The following is a 23,768-nucleotide window of genomic DNA, read 5'->3' as shown; positions in this document are numbered from 1 at the left end:
GGCCGACACTACTTGAGCGGGCGGCCCATTTCTAATTATTTCGGGAGCCATGCTAGAGTCGACGCAAATGCCTGTCTCGCGCAATTCGGGCGTAATTCATCGCAAAAAGGGCGAAATCATCAAATCCCTCGACAAATTCCTCCAGGAGATCGATGAAGGCGATTGGGCCGTCATCAGCTCGGCCACTGACTACCCGGAAAACTGGGTGATTCCCGAGCACAGCCACAACAAGCATCAACTGCTCTACGCTATTGGCGGCGTGATGGTGGTGTATTCGGCGTTGAACCAGTGGACCGTGCCGCCCAATCGCGGGTTCTGGATGCCCTGTGGCCAGGTGCATGCGCTGCGTTGCGTGGGCACCTTGAAAATGCGCAGCGTATTCGTGCGCCCGGACAGCTTTCCGGACCTGCCGACCGAGCCGAAGACGGTGACGGTGTCGCCGCTGCTGAGTGAATTGATCAAAGTCTCGGTCAGCTTGAAACCGCCCTTTGCCGAGGATTCGCGCGACGCCAGGATCATGCGCCTGATCCTCGATGAGCTGGCTATCCTGCCCGCGCTGCCATTGTCGCTTCCTCAGCCCGCCGACCCGCGCATCAATCACATCTGCCTGACGCTGCAGCAAGACCCGGGCGATGCGTCCACCGTCGCCGATTGGAGCCAGCGCCTGGACCTGGATCAAAAAACCATTCAACGCCTGTTCCGCCGCGAAACCGGGATGACCTTCGGCCAGTGGCGCCAGCAGGCCCGTTTGCTGTTGGCGCTGGAGCGCATCGCGGTGGGCGAGAAAATTATCGATGTGGCCCTTGAGTTGGGCTACGAAAGCCCCAGCGCCTTTAGCAGCATGTTCAAGAAACAGTTCGGCAAGACGCCGAGTCAGTTTTTCAGCTAGCGCTGCTGATAACGCGGGCAGGCCGCGGGCGGCGTGACGCCAGGTAGGCCAGCACGGTGGCGACCACCAGCAAGGCCGCGCTCAGTTCGAAGGTCGCCTGGTAACCGCTCAGGTCAAACGCCACGCCGCCGACCGTGGCGCCTGCGGCAATCGCCAATTGAATGATGGCGACCATCAAGCCACCGCCGGCCTCCGCGTTGTCAGGCGTGGTTCTCGATAACCATGTCCACCAGCCCACCGGCGCGGCGGTCGCCACCAGGCCCCAGCTGCCCAGCAACACGCTGGTCATGAGGGTGGAACTGCCGAACGCCACCAGTGCAAGGGCGATGCCTGCCATTATCAGTGGGATGGCAATCAGCGTCGGGTACAGGTGGTGCTTCAGGAAGCGTTCAATCAGGAACGTCCCCGCCAGGCCCGCCAGGCCGAGCACCAGCAGCATCAACGACAGCGTGGAGACGTCAACCCGGGTCACGCTTTCCAGGAACGGCCGCAGGTAGGTGAACAGCATGAACTGGCCCATGAAGAACACGCTGACGGCCACCATCCCCAGGGCTACCGTGGGGTTTTTCATCAGGCTCAGGACATTGCCGGCTTTCGCCTCGGCCTTGTTCTTCAGCGCAGGCAGGCTCACCAGCAGCCACACCAGTGCAATCACGGCCACCGGCACCACACAGAAAAACGCGCCACGCCAGCCGATGATGCCGCCCAGAAAGCTGCCCAGCGGTGCCGCGATCACCGTCGCCAGTGCGTTGCCGCCGTTGACGATGGCCAGGGCACGCGGCACCTGGGCTTGGGGCACCAGGCGCATCGCCGTGGCCGCCGACAGTGACCAGAAGCCGCCAATCGCCACGCCGATCAACACACGACCGAGCATGAACACCAGGTAGTTCGGGGCGAACGCCACCACGCTGCCGGAGACGATCATCAGCAGTGTCAGCGTCATCAGCAGGCGCTTGCGATCCACTCGCGCGGCGATCGAGGCGATCACCAGGCTGGTGAGCAGGGCAAACACCCCGGACACCGAAATGCCCTGGCCAGCCTGGCCTTCAGTGATGTGCAGGTCGGCGGCCAGGGGTGTCAGCAGGCTTACCGGCATGAATTCGGAAGCAACCAGCGCGAATGCCGCCAGCGACATCGCCAGCACGGCGCCCCAGCGTTGGGTTTGGGATGTAGCAGACATCACTTCAAATAGCCCTGGAAGAAGGTGGTGAGTGTGGCGAACGGGATCAGGTCGACCCGGTCGTAGAGATCGACGTGCCCCGCGTTCGGGATGATCAGCAATTGCTTGGGCTCGGCGGCGCGCTGGAAGGCGTCTTCGCTGAATTCACGGGAGTGCGCGTCGGCCCCGGCAATCAGCAGCAGCGGGCGTGGGGAGATCGTCTCGATGTCGTTGAACGGGTAGAAGTTCATGAACTTCACGTTGCTGGTCAACGTCGGCCGGGTGGTGGTGAGCTTGGAGGCGCCTGGCGGCGTGACTTCACCGCGCGGGGTGCGGTAGAAATCGTAGAACTCATCGCCCACCGCGTCGCCGGTGAGGGTCTGGGGCGTGCCGCCGGTGTAGACGGTCTCGCCGCCCTGGAACTCGACATAGCGCTGGTTGGCCGCCTGGCGCAACACCTGCTGGCGCTGTTGCAGCGTCACGCCGTGCTTGAGGCCGTTGCGGTTGGCGGCGCCCATGTCGTACATGCTGACGGTCGCTATCGCCTTGATGCGCGGATCGATCTTCGCCGCGCTGATCACGAAGCTGCCGCTGCCACACACGCCGATGGCACCGATGCGTTCACGATCGACCTGGGGGCGGGTGCCGAGGAAGTCCACGGCGGCGCTGAAGTCTTCAGTGTAGAGGTCGGGCAGCACCGCGTTGCGCGGCGTGCCGGCGCTTTCGCCCCAGAACGACAGGTCCAGGGACAGCGTGACGAAGCCCTGTTCGGCCATTTTGGTGGCATAGAGGTTGGCGCTTTGTTGCCTGACGGCGCCCATGGGATGGCCGACGACAATGGCGGCGCTTTTGGATCCGGCGGCGAGGTTTTTAGGCGTGAACAACGTGCCCGCAACCTGCATACCGTATTGATTGTTGAAAGTGACGTTCTCGGCCGTCACCGTGTCGCTGGTGTAGAAGTTATCAGCACCGTTGGACATGTCGGCTCCTGATGAAGAAAGGGAGGTCACCAGCAAACCCAGCGCGAGCAGGAGGCGTTTCATAGGGATGTTCCTTGCGAAGTGTCCGAGCATTTTCCCGATGGCGGCAGGGCTTCTGTAGTGCATTTGAGTGGATTACTTGCCTGATCCTCTGAGTTTCACGGTTTGGCGGCGACGCCTGCGCCTGGCGCGGGTAAAGTCCTGCCAAGACAGTCAGTGAAGCAGTGGAGGGCCCTATGACGATCCATCAATCACCGCTGGACGCGCTGATCCAGGCCATCGGCTCGCGCATCCCGGCGCCCGGCGACTACCCGATGCCGATCCCGGGCCTGGGGTTCTATCGGCGTGAACAACCGGCCGCGCCGGTGGTGTGCATGGTCGAACCGAGCATCGTGCTGGTGGTACAGGGCGAGAAGCGGTTGTGGGTCGGCGGTGAGGGCTATCCCTACGACAGGTCGCGATTTCTGCTGACCTCGCTGGATATCCCGGCCAACTCCGAAGTGCTGGTCGCCAGCCCCGGGCAACCGTGCCTGGGGCTGATGTTCAAGCTGGACCTGCGCATGCTGGCCGAGCTGATCGCCCAGGGCGGCCTGCCGCCAACCCGTGAGCGCGCGATGATGAAAGGGGTTGGCATCGGCCGGGTGACGGACGGCATGCTGGCAGCATTCGCGCGCTTGGTGGCATTGCTGGATGAACCTGACGCAATCCCGGTGCTGGCGCCGTTGATCCAGCGCGAGATTCACTACCGGTTATTGAAGAGCGACCAGGCCGGCCGACTGCGCCAGATCTGTTCAGTGGACGGGCAGGGGTATCGGATCGCCAAGGCCATCGATTGGCTGAAATTGAATTTCGACAGCGCGCTGCGCGTGGAAGAACTGGCCGCACGCGTGCAAATGAGCGCGGCAACCTTTCACCATCACTTCCGCCAACTGACCTCGATGAGTCCGTTGCAGTATCAGAAATGGCTGCGCTTGAACGAGGCCAGGCGCTTGATGTTGAACGAGCACCAGGACGTGTCCAGTGCCGCGTTCAAAGTCGGTTATGAAAGCCCGTCGCAGTTCAGCCGTGAGTACAGCCGCCTGTTCGGCGTACCGCCCAAGCGCGACATGGCCGCGCTGCGGGGCAGGGCAGGTGTTACTGATCTGACGGAGTCAAGTTAGCGTAAAAGATGCAACCGATCAGTCGTGCGAACAGGCTCAGGGTTTCCGGCAGGTTGGGGTCGTCGAACAGCATGGCGCGCGAATCCAGCGCGCACAGTGCGCCGAACAGGCGCCCGTCGGGCAGGAAAATCGGCGCGCCGGCATAGCTCTCGATGGCGAATTGCTTGACCACCGGGCGTGCGGCAAAGCGGCCGTCGAGGCTGATCTGCGGGACGAACAAGGCTTGGGGATCGACGCAAAACTCACTGCACAGGGTGGTTTCCAGGTCGAGCACGTCGTCGACATGGATGCCCATCTGCATGGGGTCGTAGGCCGAGCAGACTATCCATTCCAGGTCAGTGAATTTGGCGATGCCGGCGAAGCGCATGCCGGTCAGGCGGGTGACCAGTTTAAGGATGTTGGTGGTCGCTTCGATTTCTGCGATGGCAGCGCGTTCGTCGGCGCTCAGCAGCGATTGGGCAGAGGTGACGCTTGGAATCATGTGAACGCTCCAATGGCGTGGCCGCAAGCAGCGACCACGCACAGCCAGGTCTTAATTGATCCGTGGATGCTGCTGCACCAAGTTTTCGCGCTTGGCTTGGAGCGCCGCAATCTCAGCATCGATGTCCTCGATCTTCTGCTCGATATTGTCATGGTGCTCCTGCAACAATTCCTTGGCTTCTTCCATGTCGGAGGCCGCCGGGGCCGCCCCTCGCAGTGGTTTATTGGCAGTTTCCTTCATGGTCAGGCCCGTGACCAGACCGACCACGGCGAATACCATCAGGTAGTAAGCAGGCATGTACAAGTCATTGGTGCTTTCTACCAGCCAGGCCACTGCCGTTGGCGTGATACCGGCGATCAATACCGAGACGTTGAAGGCACTCGCCAGCGCGCTGTAGCGCAGGTGAGTCGGGAACATCGCCGGCAGCGTCGATGCCATCACGCCGATAAAGAAGTTAAGCACAATTGCTAGAATCAGCAGGCCGCTGAAGATCAGCCCGGTCTTGCCGCTGGTAATCAGCATAAACGCCGGGATCGACAGAAACAGCAGGCCAATGCTGCCGGCAATGATGAAGGGCTTGCGGCCGATCTTGTCGCTGACAAAGCCAATGAACGGCTGCACGAACAACATGCCGACCATGATCGCGATGATGATCAGCACACCGCTGTTTTCGGCGTAATGCAGGTTGTGCGACAGGTAGCTGGGCATGTAGGTGAGCAGCATGTAGTAGGTCACGTTGGTGGCCGCGACGATACCAATGCAGGTCAGCAGGCTGCGCCAATGCTTGGTGGCGATCTCTTTGAAGGACACCTTGGGGCCATGGCTGAGGCCTTCGCGGTCACCCTGTTCGAGTTTTTCGACATGTTGCTGGAACGCCGGAGTCTCTTCCAGCGCGTGGCGCAGGTACAGGCCGATGATGCCCAGGGGCAGGGCCAGGAAAAACGGCAGGCGCCAGCCCCAGGCCTCGAAATCCGCCTCGCCGAGCACGGTGGAAATCAATACCACCACGCCGGCGCCCAGCACGAAGCCGGCAATCGAGCCGAAGTCCAACCAACTGCCGAGGAACCCGCGCTTGCGGTCTGGGGCGTATTCGGCGACGAAAATCGACGCGCCGGTGTATTCGCCGCCCACCGAGAAGCCCTGGGCCATTTTGCACAACAGCAACAGGATCGGCGCCCAGATGCCAATGGACGCGTACCCCGGAATCAGGCCGATGGCGAAGGTGCTCAAGGACATGATCACGATGGTGGCAGCGAGGACTTTCTGTCGTCCGTACTTGTCACCCAGAGCGCCGAAGAACAGACCGCCCAGTGGGCGGATCAGGAAGGGCACCGAGAAGGTGGCCAGTGCCGCGATCATTTGTACGCTGGGGGACGCGTCGGGGAAGAACACCTTGCCCAGCACATAAGCGACAAACCCATAGACGCCAAAGTCGAACCATTCCATGGCGTTGCCCAGTGCGGCGGCGGTGATTGCCTTGCGCATCTTGTTGTCGTCGACAATGGTGATGTCGTTCAAACCGATGGGTTTGACGCGTTTCTTACGTAATTTCATGCGGGCCACTCTAGAAGCTGAACGGGAGGTGCCATCGCAGCGATGGCACCGCTCTGTCACTTCAGATACAAGCGGACACTAAATAATTCACCCATCGCGGGATTTTTTCTCGCATTGGCGAAATATCGTTGGTGTGAGGCCTGTGGGAGGGGGCTTGCTCCCGATGGCGGTGTATCAGTCAGCAAATTCGCCGCTGACCCACCGCCATCGGGAGCAAGCCCCCTCCCACATTGTCCAGTGCTGTGCATGACAGAGGTGTGTCTTTGCTGGTTACACTGGGCTCGCAGCGTTATGCCGCCAATAGGGAGGTCATTTGTATGCCAAACAACCCTTCACGCCTCATCTACCGCCAACCACAGCCTGCTGACGTGGGGCGATTATTCGCCATCTACAGCGACCCCCAGACCAACCTGTTCAACCCTGCCGGCCCCATGGCCAGTCTTGACGATGCGCAGCGCCTGCTGAAGCGCTGGCTCGACCAATGGACTGCCCTGGGCTACGGCTGGTGGGCGGTTGCACGGCGTGAGGCTCCCGAACACGTCATCGGCTTCGGTGGCATTGCGCCGCTCAACTACTTGACAGTGCCGCGCATCAACCTCGGCTATCGCTTCGCCGTCGAAGCCTGGGGGCAGGGCTATGCCACTGAGTTGGGGCGCGATGCCTTGGTGCTGGCATTCGAAACACTGGGCTTGCCGGAGGTTTTCGGGTTGGTACGACCGGAGCATGCCGCGTCGATCCGGGTGTTGGAGAAGATCGGCATGCAGCCATTCGGCCTGCTCGATGATGTGCCCGGCCAGGCACCAAGCCGGGTGATGCGCGTTTGTCATCCTATAACTGCTTCAGCCTGACAGTTTTCACACCCCTGTAAATCCTCGTTCACAGCAATCTTTCAGATTGACACTGTCCAGACAGCCCGATATAAAAGCCACAGTTGTACGACGACATATGACGTTACATATGTCCTACCTAACAAAAATAAAAAGTGATGCCATGAATCTGAACGAGCCCATCAGTGCCCATCGTGTCGGCCAGGCGGTCGGCAGCTATCGCTGGACGATCTGCGCGATGCTGTTTTTCGCCACTACCGTCAACTACCTCGACCGCCAGGTGCTCAGCCTGCTGGCGCCGCAGTTGTCCACGCAATTTGGCTGGAGCAACACCGATTACGCCAACATCGCGGCGGTGTTCCAGTTCGTCTACGCGATTTCCATGCTGTTTGCCGGGCGGTTTGTCGACAAGATCGGCACCAAGGCCGCCTACGTCGTGGCGATCGGTATCTGGTCCACCGGCGCGATCATGCATGCCTTCTCGGTGCAGATGGGCGAGGGCCTTGCGGCAGTCAGCACTGCGGTCGGGCTGGCGGTGATTCCGGTGTCGATTGCCGGTTTCATGCTGTCACGCGCGGTGCTGGCGATTGGCGAGGCGGGCAACTTTCCCATCGCGATCAAGGCCACGGCCGAGTACTTCCCCAAGAAAGAGCGTTCCTTCGCCACCGGGATCTTCAACTCGGGTGCTAACGTAGGCGCGATATTGGCGCCCATCTGTGTGCCATTGATCGCCGGGATGTGGGGCTGGGAAGCGGCTTTCATGGTCATCGGCATGCTCGGCTTCGTGTGGGTGGCCGTGTGGGCCGCCGTGTACGAAAAACCTGAGCAGCAAAAACGCCTGTCGGCCGAAGAACTGGCCTACATCCGCAGCGACCAGACCGTACAACCCTTCACGCCATTGGCTGCGGGCGTAACGCCGAAAAAAGTCTCGTGGTTCAAGTTGCTGACCTATCGCCAGACCTGGGCCTTCGCTTTCGGCAAGTTCATGACGGACGGCGTCTGGTGGTTCTTCCTGTTCTGGCTGCCGACTTACCTGTCGGCGCAATACGGCATGAAGGGCGCCGATATCGTGATGCCGCTGGCCGTGCTGTACAGCATGACCATGGTTGGCAGTATCGGGGGTGGCTGGTTTCCTAGTTATTTCATGGCACGGGGCGACGCGCCCTACGATGGCCGCATGAAAGCCATGCTGGTGATCGCGCTGTTCCCGCTGGTGGTGCTGCTCGCGCAGCCGTTGGGCTACATCAGCTTCTGGGTCCCGGTATTGCTGATCGGCGTGGGCGCCTCGGCACACCAGGCGTGGTCGTGCAATATCTTCACCACAGTATCGGACATGTTCCCGCAAAAAACCGTCGCTTCGGTGGTCGGTATCGGCGGCATGGCGGGAGGCTTGGGCGGAGTGGTGATGACCAAGATCGGCGGCTGGGTGTTTGACTACTACAAATCCATCAACGACATCCACACCGGCTACATGATCATGTTCGCGATCTGTGCCCTGGCGTACCTGGTGGCGTGGAGCGTGATGAAGACGCTGGTGCCGCGCCATAAGGAAATCACCGACCTCTGAGTGAGAGTGCCGGAGCGGGCAAGCCGCTCCGGCAGTGTCGGTTCAGCGATTACGCGTTACCCGCCACACTGTGTTGGCCAAATCATCGGCAATGATCAGCGCACCTTTCGGGTCCACCGTCACACCGACCGGGCGACCACGGGTCTTGCCATCCTCCCCGCGAAAACCGGTGGCGAAGTCCACAGGCTCGCCAGCCGGTTTGCCGTTGCTGAACGGTACGAAGATCACCTTGTAGCCCACCGGATTATCGCGGTTCCAACTGCCGTGTTCGCCAACGAACACGCCGTCGGCGAATTTTTCGCCCATGGCCGGGATGGAGAAATCCACACCGAGTGCCGCAACGTGCGAACCGAGGCTGTAATCGGGCTTGATCGCCGCAGCCACTTTGGCCGGGTTCTGCGGTTGTGCACGCGGGTCGACGTTCTGGCCCCAGTAGCTATAAGGCCAGCCGTAGAAGGCGCCTTCGCGCACCGAGCTGAGGTAATCCGGCACCAGGTCCGGGCCCAGTTCATCGCGCTCGTTGACCACCGTCCACAGCTGCCCCGAACCCGGTTGGATAGTCAGCGCCGTCGGGTTGCGCAGGCCGGTGGCATAGGGCTTGTGCGCACCGGTCGCGGCATCGATCTGCCAGACCATCGCCCGGTCGATTTCCACTTCCATGCCGCGCTCGGTGATGTTGCTGTTGGAGCCGATCCCGACATAGAGCTGGCGACCGTCCTCGCTCACCGCCAGGGATTTGGTCCAGTGGTGATTGATCTGCGCCGGCAGGTCGGTGACCTTGGTCGGGGCGCCGCTGGCCTTGGTCTGGCCGTCGGCATAGTCGAAGCGCACCAGCGCATCCTGGTTGGCCACGTAGATTTTCCCATCGGCGTAAGCCAGGCCATAGGGCGCGTTGAGGTTGTCGGCGAACACGGTCTTGAGTTCATAAGTGCCGTCACCATCGGCATCGCGCAACAGCGTGATGCGGTTGCCGCTCTTGACCTTGGTATTGCCCTCGGCCTTGATCAGGCTGGCGATCACATCCTTGGGCTTGAGCTTGGCCGCGCTGCCGCCACGGCCTTCGGCGACGAGGATATCGCCGTTGGGCAGTACCAGGGTCTGGCGCGGGATGGCGAGGTCGGTGGCGATCGCCGTGATGCTGTAGCCCTCGGGTACCTTGGGTTTCTGGTCGCCCCAGGCGACGGGCTCGGCGATCTTCATGCTCGGCAGCAGGCTGCTTTGTTGGGCCGGTAACTTGGGGTCGGGGCCGTGGACCTGAGTCTTGTCGCCTTCGCCGCCGCACGCGGCCAGCAGCAACGCTGCGCTTAACAGGGTCAAGGTGTGGGTGGTTTTCATTGGTCAGCTCCCGAGCGCAGGTTAGTCAGGCCGATCCACGTCGCCACCATCGCCAGCAGCGTGACGATCACCGACAGCACCAGGCCGGTCGGCATCATGGCGTAGGCATCCTTGGCGTGCTGGAAGGCGTTGATCAGCCCCAACACCCAAGCGGCCAACAACAGCAGAAAGTAGGCGGCAGGGCGCCCGGCCTTGCGTTCGGCGCGCAGCAGGTTGACCAGAGCGAATAACAGGGCAAACCCACTGAACACCAACGCACCGGCAATCAGCCAGGAGGCGAAATTGGCCCACTGAATCTGGTAGGTCTGGCCGTAGGCAATGTCACTGAGCGTAGCGCCGAGGAACAGCGGCACGCTGCCGGCGAGCAAGGTCGCATGCAGCGGGCCTGGCGTGCAGCGGTAGGCGGGAAGGGTAGTCATGGGGGATGCAGCTCCTTATCGTTCGGCACGCCTGGCTAGGCGTGCGATGACTTTGCATAGGCTTTGCACATAGGCTTTGCATAGGAAAGGAGCGCGCTGTTTGTGAGAAAGTTCACCGAAGGTTCGTGTCCGGATGTTTTTCGAACCCTTGGCCGCCGGATTCACCTAAGCCTCTAACCTTCATTGCTTATTACAGGCGTTCCCATGACCCACCCGCGCATCGGCTTTGCATGCCAGTACAAGCATCCCGAACGACTGCCTTCGGCCAGTGCCTTGAAGCTGATCGAAGGCCCGTTCAACCCGCGTACCACCACGTTGCGCTGGATGAACAGCGTCGAGCCCAAGGTGGCGCGGGATAAACTGGTCGAGGTAGTCACCCATAACCTCGCCGCCCAATTGCGCCTGCTGGCGTACGTTGCCGAGCTGCCGCCGACCCTGCGCATGCTGCGCCTGAGCAGTGACCTGTTGCCGTTCTACAGCCACCCCGACGTTGCCGCTGTGTATCAGGACCCGGCGATCCAGCGCCAATTGCAGGAAGGGTTTGCCGCCATCGGCGAGCTGGCGCGGACGTCGGATATCCGCCTGTCGTTTCATCCCGGCCAGTACTGTGTGCTGGCTTCGGAAAACCCCGGCGTGGTGGAGAACAGCCTGGCCGAATTCGAATACCACGCCGACATGATTCGCATGATGGGTTACGGCCGGCGCTTCCAGGACCTCAAGTGCAACGTGCATATCGCCGGGCGCCTGGGTGTGGAGGGCACGCGGGCGGTGTGGTCGCGCCTGTCCGAAGTGGCGCGCAATTGCATCACCTTTGAGAATGACGAGAAAACCTACGGCCTGGACCATTGCCTGCAAGTCGCCGACCTGGCACCGGTGGTACTGGACATTCACCATTGCTGGATCAACGAAGACCACTACATCGACCCCGACTCCCCACGCGTCGCCCAAGTCATCGACAGCTGGCGTGGCGTTCGGCCCACGATGCATTACTCCCAGCCCCCGGAAAGCCTGCAGGCACTGGGGTTTGACGCCGAGCACAAACTGGAAATGGCAGCCTTGCTGAAGGTGGTGTCCAAGCGCGACCTCTACGCCCACAGCGCGCAGATGTGGAACCGCTGGACCAACGACTATGCCCTGCATTTTCTGGATCGCTTCGACATCATGCTCGAAGCCAAGGACAAGAACATCGCCGCCCTGGCGTTCTATACGTATTGGCAGCACCGATCCGCCTGAAACATGGCATGCTTTGCGGCCCCACAAAGGAACCGTCCCATGGCTACCCTGCATCTGCTTTGCGGCAAGATTGCGTCCGGCAAGTCTACGCTCGCCAGCAGTCTTGCCACCGATCACGCTGCCATCTTGCTCAGCGAAGACCATTGGCTCGCCACGCTGTATCCCGGTCAGATCAAGACGATTGCCGATTACCTGGCCTGTGCCCGGCAGATCCGCGGTGTCGTGGAGCCGCTGGTGATCGATCTGCTGAAGTCGGGCGTCAATGTGGTACTGGATTTTCCGGCCAACACACTGGCCAATCGCGAATGGCTGCTCACCCTGGCGCAGGCCGCCCAGGCACCGCATTGCCTGCATTACCTGGCGCTGGATGACGCCACCTGCCGGACTCGACTGCACGCACGCAACGCCAGCGGCGAGCATGATTTCGCCGCCACCGATGCCGAATTCGACCTGATTACCCGCCACTTTTGTGTGCCGAGTGAGGAGGAAGGGTTGGTGATCGAGGTGCATAGCTTATGAGTGCTGAACCACCTGTCGGTGTTGACGCCAATGGCTATGTTGTCACCGTGGGCGCCGCGCCCGTGCAGCCAGAATTCGAGCCTTTACTGGCGGATGTGCTGGCGACGCTTTCACAGCCGGCGTTCGGGCTGGATGGCATCTATCTTTACGGCAGTGTTGCCCGGGGTGATGCCAGTGCCGAGGCGTCTGATCTCGATCTGACTCTGGTGTTGAGTGATCCCCCTCAGGCAGCCGTGCTTGAACAGCTTGAACGGGCGCGGCTGGCGCTGGAGCAGCGGCATCCCTGTGTCACGAAGGTGGATTTCGACATTGGCCACCGCGCACAGGTATTGGCACCGCAGAACCATAATCGCTGGGGGTTTTGGCTCAAACATCATTGCCGGTGCCTGTGGGGCGATGACCTTGGGTTGCGGTTCGAGCCATTCCGGCCAAGCCGCGATATCGCCCTGGCACTCAACGATGATTTCGTGCAGGTGCTGACCCGCTATCGAACAGACATCGTGCAGGCCGCGAACACACCGCACCGCCTGCGTTTGCAGCGCGAAGCCGCGCGCAAGTTGATCCGTTCCACGCATACGCTGCGGTCAGCAGAAGCCACGATGTGGCCGCAGACGCTGGAGGAGCATGTGGCGCTGTTCCGGCAGCGTTATCCGACCATGATTACCCAAATCGCCTACTTCCTGTTCGAAGCCAGAAATCCCGGTGCCGAGCGCGAGGCGTTCCTGCTGCGTCTCGATGCATTTGTTGACTGGATGGCCTCCCAGCCAAACCCATAACCTGTGGCGAGGGAGCTTGCTCCCGCTGGGGCGCGAAGCGGCCCCGCTCTTCGCTTTAAAAGAATGGGCCTGCTGCGCAGTCCAGCGGGAGCAAGCTCCCTCGCCACAGTGACCGTTGTGATCGGAAAGGAATCAATCTAATGCGCGAGCGCAAAGCCTCACGACTACTGGTAATAAGCCCCTCGAACGAAGTACTTCTTTTCAGGTTTGTCCATAAAGCAGGCGCCCTGGCCGGTAACGACTATTGGGCCACGCCAGGCGGAGGCGTTGAAGCCGGCGAAACCTTCGAGGCTGCAGCGATTCGCGAGCTGCGCGAGGAAACCGGCCTTACGGTCAGCGGTGTGCAGCCCCCTGTAGCAGAGCGCAGCTTCCCCTTGAGGCTGCCGAGCGGCGAAACGGTGCTGGCGATTGAACGCTACTTCGTCGTGCATGCGCCAAGTGAGGCAGTGTCCCGTGCCGAATGGACTGAACAGGAAGCGCAGGTCATGGCCGATCATCGCTGGTGGTCGGCCCAGGCACTGCGTTCGACGGATGACACCGTATGGCCGCAAGGGTTGGCCGAGATGTTGGTGGATGCCGGGGTTTTTCGATCTGCGCCTTGAGCGGTTTACGCCTGAACAAGCGCTCAGGCCAGCAGCGCTTGGGCCTCGACCACCCTCGCATAGTCCATCGCCAGGTTACTCAACGACAACGCATGTACATCTTCCGCCGGCCACAGCCGCCCCGATAGATCAGTCTGATCGAAGGTAAAGCAGGCGTCTGCGACCACGATCACGTCAAAGCCCAGATTGCCAGCCGAGCGGGCCGTTGCCTCGACGGAGTTGTTGGTAATGACGCCAACGATCACCACTTGCCTGATCGAGCGCGTATGCAGCCAGCGCTCAAGGCCCGTGGTGATGAACGCATCCGGGACGTTTTTTTCCATCACCTGTTCATGGGCGAGGGGCTGCAGCGCGTCCTGGAATTCGCAGCCGGGTTGACCAGGCCAGAACACCGAGCCAGGGGAACGAGAGATATGTCGCACATGAATAATTGGACGTTGCGCCTGTCGCCACGCGGTAAGAAGCTGCTGCATGCGTAGTTCGGCGTCTGGGTTGTTGCGTCGACCAAGAGTGGGGTCGCTCATGCCTTTTTGCATGTCGATGATCACCAGCGCCGCATTTATCGCTAACGGTTCCATGGGCTGTCCTTTTGCGTGTGAGGCGCGAAACATAGCAGTCAGGGCCTGTATTCAAACAGTAATTCATCAAGCCTGCGCCGTTTGCTTTTAAACCCAAGTGATTGCCCACCTGCTCCCTGAACCGTTACCCTCGGTCCACATCCCCACCCACCGACCGTAACAGTGAGTCACGGTCTGCACTGAATCAGGACGATGAACGATTATTCTCTGAAGCTTGCCAACTACTGGCGCACCTCGCTGGCCGACGCGGAAAACGGCAATGGCGCCTTATCCCCGAGCCATGTCAAAACCTACTCCTCAGTACCCTTGGCTTCGCTGGCCGCCGGTTGTTTGCCGGTTGAGCACGTGGACAGCCTATTTGCCGACGAACCGGCCCAACGGCTCCAGGTGGAGGTCACGCTACGCCCGTTCGTGTACGCCTCACGCCAGGAGCACCGTCAGGCGCGCAACGGGCTGCCGGCGTTCATCACGCCGATCATTTGCCGCGTGTCGGTCACCCGCGACGGGCTGATCTATCCGACCGGGCCCACGCTGGTGCCGCGCGATATTCTGGAGCCGTTGGATCGCGACAATTTCACCATCGGCGCCCAACATGACCTGGATACGTTTCTAACCGCACAAGATGCGCCGCAGTTCGAGCCGCCACCCGCCGGCACAGAGGTGCAGCCGGAGCACTACCGCGAGCAGTGGATTACCTACCTGCGCTATTGCAAGACGATGTTCCAGACCGTCTGCAACGCCTGGAACGGCGCGGAGGACGGTTTTGATCCGGTCAACTATTGCTATGTGTTCAAGGAACAGAAGGCCGAAGGTTTCAGCCGCAATATCGTGGCGCTGTACGATCATTTGCGCGTTGGCAAACCGGATGCGCCGTTGTTCGAGCGGTTCGCACAACGCGAGCGCATGCCCGATGAGCCGTGCCTGCCTGCCAACAGCCTGTTCGCCGGGCGAGGAGGGCATGCCGGCGACGAATACGCGCTGGCGCCTGCCCAACGCGACAGCCTCGCGCACCTGCTGGCGGGCAACGCCGGGGATATCCTGGCGGTCAACGGGCCGCCGGGTACCGGTAAGACCACGTTGCTCTTGTCGGTCGTCGCCTCGCTCTGGGCCAAGGCCGCTGCCGAGGGCGGCGAGCCGCCGGTGATTGTCGCCAGTTCTACGAACAATCAGGCGGTCACCAACATCATCAAGGCATTTGGCAAGGACTTCTCGGCAGGCACCGGCCCCTTTGCTGGGCGCTGGCTTCCGGATATCAACAGCTTTGGCGCTTACTTTCCAAAGGCCGCTGCGGAAGCGGAGATGGCCCGCACCTACCAGACCAAAAGCTATTACCTGGAGCTGGAGACGCAGGCCTATCTGGATAAAGCGCAGCAGGCTTATCTGGAGCATGCCGCCATCGCCTTTCCCGGGCCGTCGCAGCCCACGCTCAAGGGCACCGTCGACAAGCTGCAGGCCCTGATTCAACTGCGCCAGCAGCAACTGGGCGATATCGAGAAGGGCTGGGCAAGATTGAACGCGGCGCGCGACGCCATGAAGGCCTTGCTCGGCGATAATCCATACACGGCGATTGCGACGCTTGAAGGGCAATGTCGGGCGCAGTCCGATCAGTTGGCAAGCGCCAAGGCACGCCTGAAAGATTTCAAGCATTACCTGGCCCATGAGTCATTGATTTACACGCTGTTCGGCTGGTTCGGCCCGATTGCCGCCAAGCGCCTGCGCTTGGCGAAACTGCACATTGATGAGACTGATGCACAGCTGCAGAGCGCCAACGATGTGCATGAGATAGAGCGCCTGCTGACGGCCGCCGTGGCGCACACCGCTCAAAGCTTGAAAATCCTCGAAACCCAGCGTGAGCGTGTTGAGCACTTGCGGCGCGATGAGCAGCGTGAGCTGTTGAACTGGCAGGCGGTGATTGCCCGGTTACCCAATGCCGTCGGCAAGCCCGCCGCCGAGGTGACGCTGGAGGACTGCGACCGTTGGGCGGACACCTCGCTGCGCTTCGAGACGTTCCTGCTGACCACGCATTACTGGGAGGGCCGCTGGCTGTTGGAAGTCGCCGATGAGCTGCCACTGATTCTTAAAAGCCGCAAAAAAAACGGCCGCAAGACCCTGGAAAAAAACTGGCGGCGCTGGATGAAGCTCACGCCTTGCGTGGTGGCGACGTTCTACCGCTTGCCGGCCGAGCTGTCGTGCAGCCGCCGTGACGGCAATGGTTATGTCGCCGATTACGCGCTGAACTTCATCGACCTGCTGATCGTAGACGAGGCGGGCCAGGTGCTGCCCGAAGTAGCGGCGCCGTCGTTCGCCCTGGCGCGGCAAGCGTTGGTGATTGGCGACACGCAACAAATCGAGCCGATATGGTCGGTGCCGCCGTCGGTGGATATCGGCAACTTGCTCGCTGCCGGCCTGCTGTCGCGCAGCCGTGTGGACGATGAGTACGAGGCTTTCTGTGACAGCGGGCGCAGTGCCGCCAGTGGCAGCGTCATGGCGATTGCGCAGTCCACCAGCCGCTATCACTACGACCGCGACCTGGCCCGCGGCCTTTATCTGTATGAACACCGCCGTTGCTATGACTCGATCATCGATTACTGCAATGCGCTCTGCTACAAGGGCAAGCTGCAACCGCGACGCGGCGCCAAACCGCAGGGTGGTTTGCCGGGCCTGGGTTACCTGCATATCGACGGGCTCTGCCAGCAGAAGCAAGGCGGCAGCCGTCATAACCTGCTGGAGGCACAGACCATCGCTGCCTGGATCAAGGCCAATGAACAGCAACTGACCCAGCGCTATGACAAGGAGCTCTGGGAAATCCTCGGGGTGATCACCCCCTTTGGCGCGCAGACCCAGGCCATTACCGAGGCATGCACCGCCCTGGGTATCCGTACCGGCAAAGGCGACGGTGAAATGACCGTCGGCACCGTGCACTCCTTCCAGGGCGCCGAACGACCGGTGGTGATTTTTTCTGCGGTGTATTCCAAGCATGCCGACGGTGCGTTTATCGACCGTAGGGACAGCATGTTGAACGTGGCGGTTTCCCGCGCCAAAGACAGTTTCCTGGTGTTCGGCGATATGGACCTGTTCAGCCAGATCCCCGCCAGCAAGCCGCGTGGCAGGTTGGCGCAGTACTTGTTGAACAGCGCGGACACTGCGCTCACCTTTGATTTCCAGCCTCGGGCGGATTTGCTGACGGCGCGAACCGGGTTGAGCCACCTGCATGAGTTTGCCGAACATGATCAGTTCCTGTTGCAGACCCTGGAGACGGCGCAGCAGCAGGTGCAGATCGTGACGCCCTGGGTGCGCCTGAGGGGGATGCGCGAAAGCGGCGCCCTTGAGGCCATGTGCGGCACCGTGCAGCGCGGGGTGCCGGTTACGGTGTATACCGATTTGCACTTCAATACTGGCATCGGCCGCAGCAAGTCCGAGGGTGACCCCGGCAAAGTCGCCGAATTCAAGGATGCGCTGGCCACTTTGAAGCACCACGCCGTGCAGGTGCGAGTGGTCAACAAGGTGCACAGCAAGCTGGTGATGGCCGATGAAGCGCTGTTGTGCGTGGGCTCGTTCAATTGGCTGAGCGCAGCGCGCTCGGGCGATTATGTGCGCCATGAAACGTCCATGGTCTATCGCGGGCCGGACGTCAGCAGCGAGTTGGCGATCAATCGAACCAGCCTGGCGCAACGCCTGATTTCGCGCGAACTCTGACCGGCCATCACGTTATGCCAGCGGCTCGAGCGCTGCTGGCATAGCGATACCGATCAGCAGCCCACACGCAAAACCCTGAGACTTCCCGACGAAAATCTTCATAATGGCGGCCATTTTGTTTAGCCCGTTATTCTGGTGTGCCCGCATGGAAATTAAGGTCAACTTTCTCGACAACCTTCGGCTTGAAGCCAAGTTCGATGATTTCACGGTGATTGCCGACCAGCCGATTCGCTACAAAGGCGACGGTTCGGCGCCGGGGCCATTCGATTACTTCCTGGCTTCGTCGGCGTTGTGTGCGGCGTACTTTGTGAAGTTGTACTGCGCCACGCGCAATATTCCCACGGAGAATATTCGCCTGTCGCAGAACAACATCGTCGACCCGGAAAACCGCTACAACCAGATTTTCAAAATCCAGGTCGAGCTGCCGGCGGATATCTCGGACAAGGACCGCCAGGGCATCCTGCGCTCCATCGACCGTTGCACCGTGAAGAAAGTGGTGCAGGCCGGGCCGGAGTTCGTGATCGAGGAAGTGGACAACCTCGACGCCGACGCCCAGGCGCTGTTGATGCCCAGCTCGACGTCGGAGGCGGGCACCTACATCGCCGGCAAGGACCTGCCGCTGGAGCAGACCATCGCCAACATGTCCGCGATCCTGGCGGGCCTGGGCATGAAGATCGAAATCGCCTCGTGGCGCAATATCGTGCCCAACGTCTGGTCGCTGCATATCCGCGATGCCCACTCGCCGATGTGTTTTACCAACGGCAAGGGCGCGACCAAGGAAGGCGCGCTGGCGTCGGCGTTGGGCGAGTTCATCGAGCGGCTCAACTGCAACTTCTTCTACAACGACCAGTTCTGGGGTGAGGAACTGGCCAACGCGCCCTTCGTGCATTATCCCGACGAGCGCTGGTTCCAGCCGGGCCCGAACGACGAGTTGCCGAGTGAAATTCTGGATGCCTACTGCCTGAAGGTCTACAACCGCGACGGCGAGCTGCGCGGTTCGCACCTGTTCGACACCAACTCGGGCAACGAAGCGCGGGGCATCGTCTCGCTGCCGTTCGTGCGCCAGTCCGATGGCGAGGTGGTGTATTTCCCCTCCAACCTGATCGAAAACCTTTACCTGAGCAACGGCATGAGCGCCGGCAACACCCTGGCCGAAGCCCAGGTGCAGTGCCTGTCGGAGATTTTCGAGCGGGCGGTGAAGCGCGAAATCATCGAAGGCGAATTTGCGCTGCCGGATGTACCGGCTGAGGTACTGGTCAAATACCCCGGCATAGTGGCCGGTATCGAAGGCCTGGAAGCCCAGGGCTTCCCGGTGCTGGTCAAGGATGCGTCCCTGGGCGGTGAATTCCCGGTGATGTGCGTGACCCTGATGAACCCGCGCACCGGCGGCGTATTCGCCTCGTTCGGCGCGCACCCAAGCATGGAAGTGGCGCTGGAGCGCAGCCTCACCGAACTGCTGCAAGGCCGCAGTTTCGAGGGTTTGAACGACTTGCCGCAGCCGACCTTCGAAGCCCAGGCGGTGACCGAGCCAAACAACTTCGTCGAGCACTTTATCGACTCCAGCGGTGTGGTGTCGTGGCGCTTCTTCAGCGCCCAGTCCGATTATGAATTCGTCGAATGGGACTTTTCCGGCCACGGCGACGACTCCAACGTCCAGGAAGCCGCGACGCTGTTCGGTATTCTGGAAGGCATGGGCAAAGAGTCGTACATGGCGGTTTATGAGCACCTGGGCGCCACCGCTTGCCGCATCCTGGTGCCGGACTACTCGGAAATCTACCCGGTGGACGACCTGATCTGGGACAACACCAACAAGGCGCTGTTTTTCCGTGAAGACATCCTCAACCTGCACCGCCTGGACGAAGCGCAGTTGCAAGCGCTGGTCGAACGTTTAATCGAAAGTGAGCTGGACGACTACACCGACATCACCACGCTGATCGGCATCGAGTTCGACGACAACACCGCCTGGGGCCAACTGACCATTCTGGAGCTGAAGCTGCTGATCTTCCTCGCGCTGCAGCAGCACGAGGAGGCCAAGGAATGCGTGGAAATGTTCCTGCAGTACAACGACAACACCGTCGAGCGCGGGCTGTTTTACCAGGCGGTGAACGCGGTGCTGGAGATGGAACTGGACGACGACTTGGACCTGGCCGACTACGAAGCCAACTTCCGCCGCATGTTCGGTAACGAACGCATGGACGCGGTGATTGGCTCGGTCAACGGCAGCGTGCGGTTTTATGGGCTGACGCCGACCAGCATGAAGCTGGAAGGGCTGGACCGGCATTTGCGCCTGATCGACAGCTACAAGAAACTGCATGCGGCAAGGGCAAACGCTACCTCGGCACATTGATGGCTATCTGATGCATGAGGGGCAAAATGTGGGAGGGGGCTTGCCCTAATGCCAGTCAGTTAAGAAGTAGAAAGGGTAAAAAGTAACCTGTGGCGAGGGAGCTTGCTCCCGCTGGACTGCGCAGCAGTCCCATTTTTGGGGCCGCTTCGCGGCCCAGCGGGAGCAAGCTCCCTCGCCACAGGTACAGTGTTCGTCCTTAACTGACTGGCATTAGGGCTTGCCCCCGATAGCGGTGGTTCAGTCACCTGACCCAGTGGCTGACAGACTGCTATCGGGAGCAAGCCCCCTCCCACATTTGGATCGCCGGTGTTTGGGGATTTATATGCGGGCCAGGGCTTGGGCCAGATCCGCGCGCAAATCCTCTATATCTTCAACTCCCACCGACAACCGCACCAACCCATCGCCAATCCCCAACTGCGCCCGCGTCGCTGCCGGGATGCTGGCGTGGGTCATGATCGCCGGGTGTTCGATCAGGCTCTCCACGCCACCCAGGCTCTCGGCCAGGGCGAAGATCTTTACGTTTTCCAGGAAACGCGTGGCGCCCGCCAGGTCAGTGTTCAGGTCCACTGAAATCATCCCGCCAAACCCGCGCATCTGCCGTTGGGCCAGTTCATGCTGTGGGTGGGATTTCAGGCCCGGGTAATACACCCGCGACACCTGCGGTTGCTGCTCCAGCCAGGTCGCCAGTTCCAGCGCGTTGCGGCAATGGCGCTCCATGCGCAGGGCCAGGGTTTTCACGCCGCGCAGGGTCAGGAACGCATCGAAGGGCCCGGCGATGGCGCCCACCGAGTTCTGCAGGAAGCCCAGGCGCTCAGCCAAATCAGGGTTGTCGCCGACGATGGCGATGCCGCCGATCACGTCCGAGTGGCCGTTCAGGTACTTGGTGGTGGAGTGCACCACGATGTCGCACCCCAGCTCCAACGGGCGCTGGATCCATGGGCTGGCGAAGGTGTTGTCGGCCACGCAGAGAATGCCGCGGGCGCGGCAGAGGCGGGCGATGGCGCTGAGGTCGGTGAGGCTCAGCAACGGGTTGCTGGGCGTTTCGACCCAGACCATGCGCGTGTCGTCGCGCAGCGCCGCTTCAAACGCCGATACATCACTCAGGTCCACATAGCTGAACCTATGCCCGGCGCTGCGCTGACGCACCTTGTCGAACAGGCGGAAGGTGCCGCCGTACAGATCATTGCCGGAAACGATATGCGCGCCGGCATCGAGCAATTCGAGCACCGTGGAAATCGCCGCCAGCCCCGAGGCAAACGCGAAGGCCTGAGTGCCGCCTTCAAGGTCGGCAACGCAACGTTCCAGGGCAAAGCGCGTGGGGTTATGGGAACGGCCGTAGTCAAAGCCCTTGTGCACGCCGGGGCTATCTTGCAGGTAGGTGGAGTTGGCGTAGATCGGCGGCATCAGCGCGCCCGTGGTTGGGTCCGGCGACTGTCCGGCATGGATCACACGGGTGGCGAATGCGCTTTTATCGGGCTGGCTCATGCAAGGGATCTCCGTAGGTGGTTGAGCAGGTCGACGCGGGTGATCAGGCCATGGAAGCCCGAGGCGTCGGCAATGATGGCGACCAGGCCGCGATCCAGCTCCGCCTGCAGTTCGGCCAGGCTGGCGCTGGGGGCCAGCGTGTGCAGGGTGCGGGTCATGGCGCTGGCCACGCTCATGGAAAAATGCGTGGCGTCCTGGTGCAGGCCCAGCAGCAGGTCGGACTCATCGATAACGCCCGCCAGTTGCTTGCCGTCCACCAGCACCGGCAGTTGCGAGACATCCGCCAGGCGCATGCGCTGGAAGGCGGTGAGCAGGGTGTCGTCGGGGCTCACGCTGATTACCCGGCCATCTTCGAAGCGGCGGGCGATCAGGTCGCGCAGGTCGCCGTAGTGCTTGTACTGCAACAGGCCAGCGTCGTTCATCCATTGGTCGTTGTAGACCTTGGACAGGTAGCGCGTGCCGGTGTCGCACACGAAGGTGACCACGCGTTTGGGCTCGGTCTGCTCGCGGCAATAGCGCAGCGCGGCGGCGAGCAGGGTGCCGGTGGACGAGCCGCCGAGAATGCCTTCGGCCTTGAGCAGTTGGCGGGCGTGGTCGAAGCTTTCTTCATCGCTGATGGAGTAGGCCTGGCGCACGCTGGACAGGTCGGCAATCGACGGGATGAAATCCTCGCCGATGCCTTCCACCGCCCAGGAACCAGGGGTTTCAAGCCGACCGCTGCGGCTGTACTCGGCCATCACCGAACCCACCGGATCGGCCAGCACCATGGCCAGCTCGGGCTGCACGCGCTTGAAGAAACGGGTTAAGCCGGTGAGGGTGCCGGCCGAGCCGACGCCCACCACAATCGCATCCACATCATGCTGGGTCTGCGCCCAGATCTCCGGCGCGGTGCTGGTTTCATGGGCCAGCGGATTGGCCGGGTTGTTGAACTGGTCGGCGAAGAACGAGCCCGGAATATCCTTGGCCAGGCGCGCGGCCACGTCCTGGTAATACTCGGGGTGGCCCTTGCCCACATCGGAGCGAGTGATATGCACCTCAGCGCCCATGGCCTTGAGGTGCAGCACTTTTTCCGTGGACATCTTGTCCGGCACCACCAGCACCACCCGGTAGCCTTTGGCCCGGCCGACCAGTGCCAGGCCCAGGCCAGTGTTGCCGGCGGTGGCCTCGATAATCGTGCCGCCGGGACGCAGGCGGCCGTCACGCTCGGCGGCGTCGATCATCGCCAGGCCGATGCGGTCCTTGATGGAACCGCCGGGGTTTTGCGATTCAAGCTTGAGAAACAGGGTGCAAGGGCCAGTGTCAAAGCGGCTGACCTTGACCAGCGGCGTGTTACCGATCAGTTCAAGTACGGCGGGGCGGGGGAGGTTAGGCATGTCGTCACCTGGTTACGGAATGGGCGTAGGGTGGGGGACAGCAACAGCATGGCTTGAAACATAGGCCGCTATCGCCAGGCTCGCAACCAGGCGGTCCGATGCATGACTTTTTTTGGCGCATGGAGGGTGAGGGGGGAGGTGGATGGCGGGCACAGCACCCGCAGGCAATGCAGATCAAATGTGGGAGTTGTCGAGCCCCAGCGAGGCTACGAAGGCGGCGGTGCTGCTGGCCTATAAACCACCTGACCCACCGCTATCGCGGCCTCGCTAAAGCTCGTGCGCTCCCACATTCACACACCCCGTCAGCGCCCGGCGATGGCGGCTTCAATAGCGGCAATGTCAATTTTGCCCATGGTCATCATCGCGTCAAACGCACGCTTGGCGACCGCCGGGTCCTTGCTTGTCACCGCATCGACCAACACCCGTGGCGAGATCTGCCACGACAGGCCCCATTTATCCTTGCACCAGCCACACGCGCTTTCCTGGCCGCCATTGCCGACAATGGCGTTCCACAACCGGTCAGTTTCCTCCTGGTCATCGGTCGCCACCTGGAAGGAAAACGCTTCACTGTGCTTGAACATAGGGCCGCCATTCAGGCCCAGGCACGGGATGCCCAGCACGCTGAATTCCACGGTCAATTCATCGCCCTGCTTACCGGCCGGGTAGTCGCCAGGCGCGTAGTGCACCGCCTTCACTTCGCTATCGGGAAACGTCTTGGCGTAAAAGGTCGCCGCCTCCAGCGCATCGCCGTTGTACCAGAGGCAAATCGTATTTTTGTTGTTCATCGC

20 protein-coding genes are annotated in these 23,768 nt (G+C 61.4%); 10 read left to right on the top strand and 10 right to left on the bottom strand.

The window, feature by feature from the left end; all coding sequences use genetic code 11:
• Nucleotides 1-67 precede the first annotated feature (67 nt).
• Nucleotides 68-889 carry a helix-turn-helix domain-containing protein gene (locus tag C4J85_RS15285; RefSeq protein ID WP_124410099.1) on the top strand — a complete coding sequence of 274 codons (822 nt, stop codon included), beginning with the start codon at nt 68-70 and terminating at the stop codon, nt 887-889.
• Here C4J85_RS15285 and C4J85_RS15280 read toward each other — a convergent pair.
• The gene (locus tag C4J85_RS15280; protein ID WP_124410098.1) at nt 882-2,069 is read right to left on the bottom strand and encodes an MFS transporter; all 1,188 of its coding nucleotides are present in this window, start codon (nt 2,067-2,069) and stop codon (nt 882-884) included. The genes C4J85_RS15285 and C4J85_RS15280 overlap by 8 nt on opposite strands.
• Nucleotides 2,069-3,091: an alpha/beta hydrolase gene (locus C4J85_RS15275; RefSeq protein ID WP_124410097.1), complete on the bottom strand. Its 1,023-nt coding sequence runs from the start codon at nt 3,089-3,091 to the stop codon at nt 2,069-2,071. The genes C4J85_RS15280 and C4J85_RS15275 overlap by 1 nt, the downstream gene beginning before the upstream one ends.
• A 173-nt stretch (nt 3,092-3,264) precedes the next feature.
• Here C4J85_RS15275 and C4J85_RS15270 point away from each other — a divergent pair, with 173 nt between their 5' ends.
• Nucleotides 3,265-4,188 (top strand): AraC family transcriptional regulator, encoded by a 924-nt coding sequence (locus C4J85_RS15270; RefSeq protein ID WP_124410096.1) that lies wholly within the window; start codon nt 3,265-3,267, stop codon nt 4,186-4,188.
• Here C4J85_RS15270 and C4J85_RS15265 read toward each other — a convergent pair.
• Nucleotides 4,163-4,669, bottom strand: a complete 507-nt coding sequence (locus C4J85_RS15265) for a GAF domain-containing protein (protein ID WP_124410095.1) — start codon at nt 4,667-4,669, stop codon at nt 4,163-4,165. The two genes, C4J85_RS15270 and C4J85_RS15265, sit on opposite strands and share 26 nt — an antisense overlap.
• A gap of 51 nt (nt 4,670-4,720) precedes the next feature.
• Nucleotides 4,721-6,223 carry a glycine betaine/L-proline transporter ProP gene (gene proP, locus C4J85_RS15260; RefSeq protein ID WP_124367236.1) on the bottom strand — a complete coding sequence of 501 codons (1,503 nt, stop codon included), beginning with the start codon at nt 6,221-6,223 and terminating at the stop codon, nt 4,721-4,723.
• A gap of 317 nt (nt 6,224-6,540) precedes the next feature.
• Between proP and C4J85_RS15255 the strand changes: the two genes are divergently transcribed.
• Nucleotides 6,541-7,071 carry a GNAT family N-acetyltransferase gene (locus C4J85_RS15255; protein ID WP_124410094.1) on the top strand — a complete coding sequence of 177 codons (531 nt, stop codon included), beginning with the start codon at nt 6,541-6,543 and terminating at the stop codon, nt 7,069-7,071.
• Nucleotides 7,072-7,213: 142 nt separating this feature from the next.
• A complete protein-coding gene (locus tag C4J85_RS15250; protein ID WP_124410093.1) occupies nt 7,214-8,617 on the top strand; it encodes an MFS transporter in 1,404 nt (467 codons plus the stop codon).
• Between the two features lie 42 nt (nt 8,618-8,659).
• Here the strand turns inward: C4J85_RS15250 and C4J85_RS15245 are convergent, their stop codons facing one another.
• Both C4J85_RS15245 and C4J85_RS15240 read right to left on the bottom strand, forming a co-directional pair.
• The gene (locus C4J85_RS15245) at nt 8,660-9,952 is read right to left on the bottom strand and encodes a sorbosone dehydrogenase family protein (RefSeq protein WP_124370892.1); all 1,293 of its coding nucleotides are present in this window, start codon (nt 9,950-9,952) and stop codon (nt 8,660-8,662) included.
• Entirely contained in the window at nt 9,949-10,371 is a 423-nt protein-coding gene (locus C4J85_RS15240; RefSeq protein ID WP_124367232.1) for a DUF2231 domain-containing protein, read from the bottom strand. Before C4J85_RS15240 ends, C4J85_RS15245 begins: the two co-directional genes overlap by 4 nt.
• Before the next feature lie 204 nt (nt 10,372-10,575).
• Between C4J85_RS15240 and uvsE the strand changes: the two genes are divergently transcribed.
• The 4 genes from uvsE to C4J85_RS15220 all read left to right on the top strand — a co-directional run bounded on the left by uvsE (nt 10,576) and on the right by C4J85_RS15220 (nt 13,501).
• On the top strand, nt 10,576-11,604 hold the full coding sequence (uvsE, locus tag C4J85_RS15235; RefSeq protein WP_124410092.1) for a UV DNA damage repair endonuclease UvsE: 1,029 nt from the start codon (nt 10,576-10,578) through the stop codon (nt 11,602-11,604).
• A gap of 39 nt (nt 11,605-11,643) precedes the next feature.
• Nucleotides 11,644-12,123, top strand: coding sequence for an ATP-binding protein (locus C4J85_RS15230; RefSeq protein WP_124410091.1), 480 nt, complete (start codon nt 11,644-11,646; stop codon nt 12,121-12,123).
• Nucleotides 12,120-12,899 carry a nucleotidyltransferase domain-containing protein gene (locus C4J85_RS15225; protein ID WP_124410090.1) on the top strand — a complete coding sequence of 260 codons (780 nt, stop codon included), beginning with the start codon at nt 12,120-12,122 and terminating at the stop codon, nt 12,897-12,899. The genes C4J85_RS15230 and C4J85_RS15225 overlap by 4 nt, the downstream gene beginning before the upstream one ends.
• Before the next feature lie 140 nt (nt 12,900-13,039).
• Nucleotides 13,040-13,501 (top strand): NUDIX hydrolase, encoded by a 462-nt coding sequence (locus tag C4J85_RS15220; protein WP_124367229.1) that lies wholly within the window; start codon nt 13,040-13,042, stop codon nt 13,499-13,501.
• A gap of 23 nt (nt 13,502-13,524) precedes the next feature.
• Here the strand turns inward: C4J85_RS15220 and C4J85_RS15215 are convergent, their stop codons facing one another.
• Nucleotides 13,525-14,079, bottom strand: coding sequence for a cysteine hydrolase family protein (locus C4J85_RS15215; protein ID WP_124410089.1), 555 nt, complete (start codon nt 14,077-14,079; stop codon nt 13,525-13,527).
• Nucleotides 14,080-14,271: 192 nt separating this feature from the next.
• Between C4J85_RS15215 and C4J85_RS15210 the strand changes: the two genes are divergently transcribed.
• Nucleotides 14,272-17,775: an AAA domain-containing protein gene (locus tag C4J85_RS15210; protein ID WP_124410088.1), complete on the top strand. Its 3,504-nt coding sequence runs from the start codon at nt 14,272-14,274 to the stop codon at nt 17,773-17,775.
• A 145-nt stretch (nt 17,776-17,920) separates the two neighbouring features.
• Nucleotides 17,921-20,122 carry an OsmC domain/YcaO domain-containing protein gene (locus C4J85_RS15205; protein WP_124410087.1) on the top strand — a complete coding sequence of 734 codons (2,202 nt, stop codon included), beginning with the start codon at nt 17,921-17,923 and terminating at the stop codon, nt 20,120-20,122.
• 318 nt (nt 20,123-20,440) lie between these two features.
• On the opposite strand, the gene C4J85_RS15195 is transcribed toward C4J85_RS15205, so the two are convergent.
• From C4J85_RS15195 to C4J85_RS15185, 3 genes are all read right to left on the bottom strand, one after another.
• Nucleotides 20,441-21,607, bottom strand: coding sequence for a cystathionine gamma-synthase (locus C4J85_RS15195; RefSeq protein WP_124410086.1), 1,167 nt, complete (start codon nt 21,605-21,607; stop codon nt 20,441-20,443).
• Nucleotides 21,604-22,980, bottom strand: a complete 1,377-nt coding sequence (locus tag C4J85_RS15190) for a cystathionine beta-synthase (RefSeq protein WP_124367223.1) — start codon at nt 22,978-22,980, stop codon at nt 21,604-21,606. Before C4J85_RS15190 ends, C4J85_RS15195 begins: the two co-directional genes overlap by 4 nt.
• 302 nt (nt 22,981-23,282) lie before the next feature.
• Nucleotides 23,283-23,765: a VOC family protein gene (locus tag C4J85_RS15185; RefSeq protein WP_124410085.1), complete on the bottom strand. Its 483-nt coding sequence runs from the start codon at nt 23,763-23,765 to the stop codon at nt 23,283-23,285.
• Between the last annotated feature and the right edge of the window lie 3 nt (nt 23,766-23,768).

It is taken from the genome of Pseudomonas sp. R4-34-07 (assembly GCF_003852375.1).
In the GTDB taxonomy this organism is placed as follows: Bacteria; Pseudomonadota; Gammaproteobacteria; order Pseudomonadales; family Pseudomonadaceae; genus Aquipseudomonas.
Note: the sequence above shows the minus strand (reverse complement) of the source record. Positions and strands in the feature narration are given on the sequence as shown.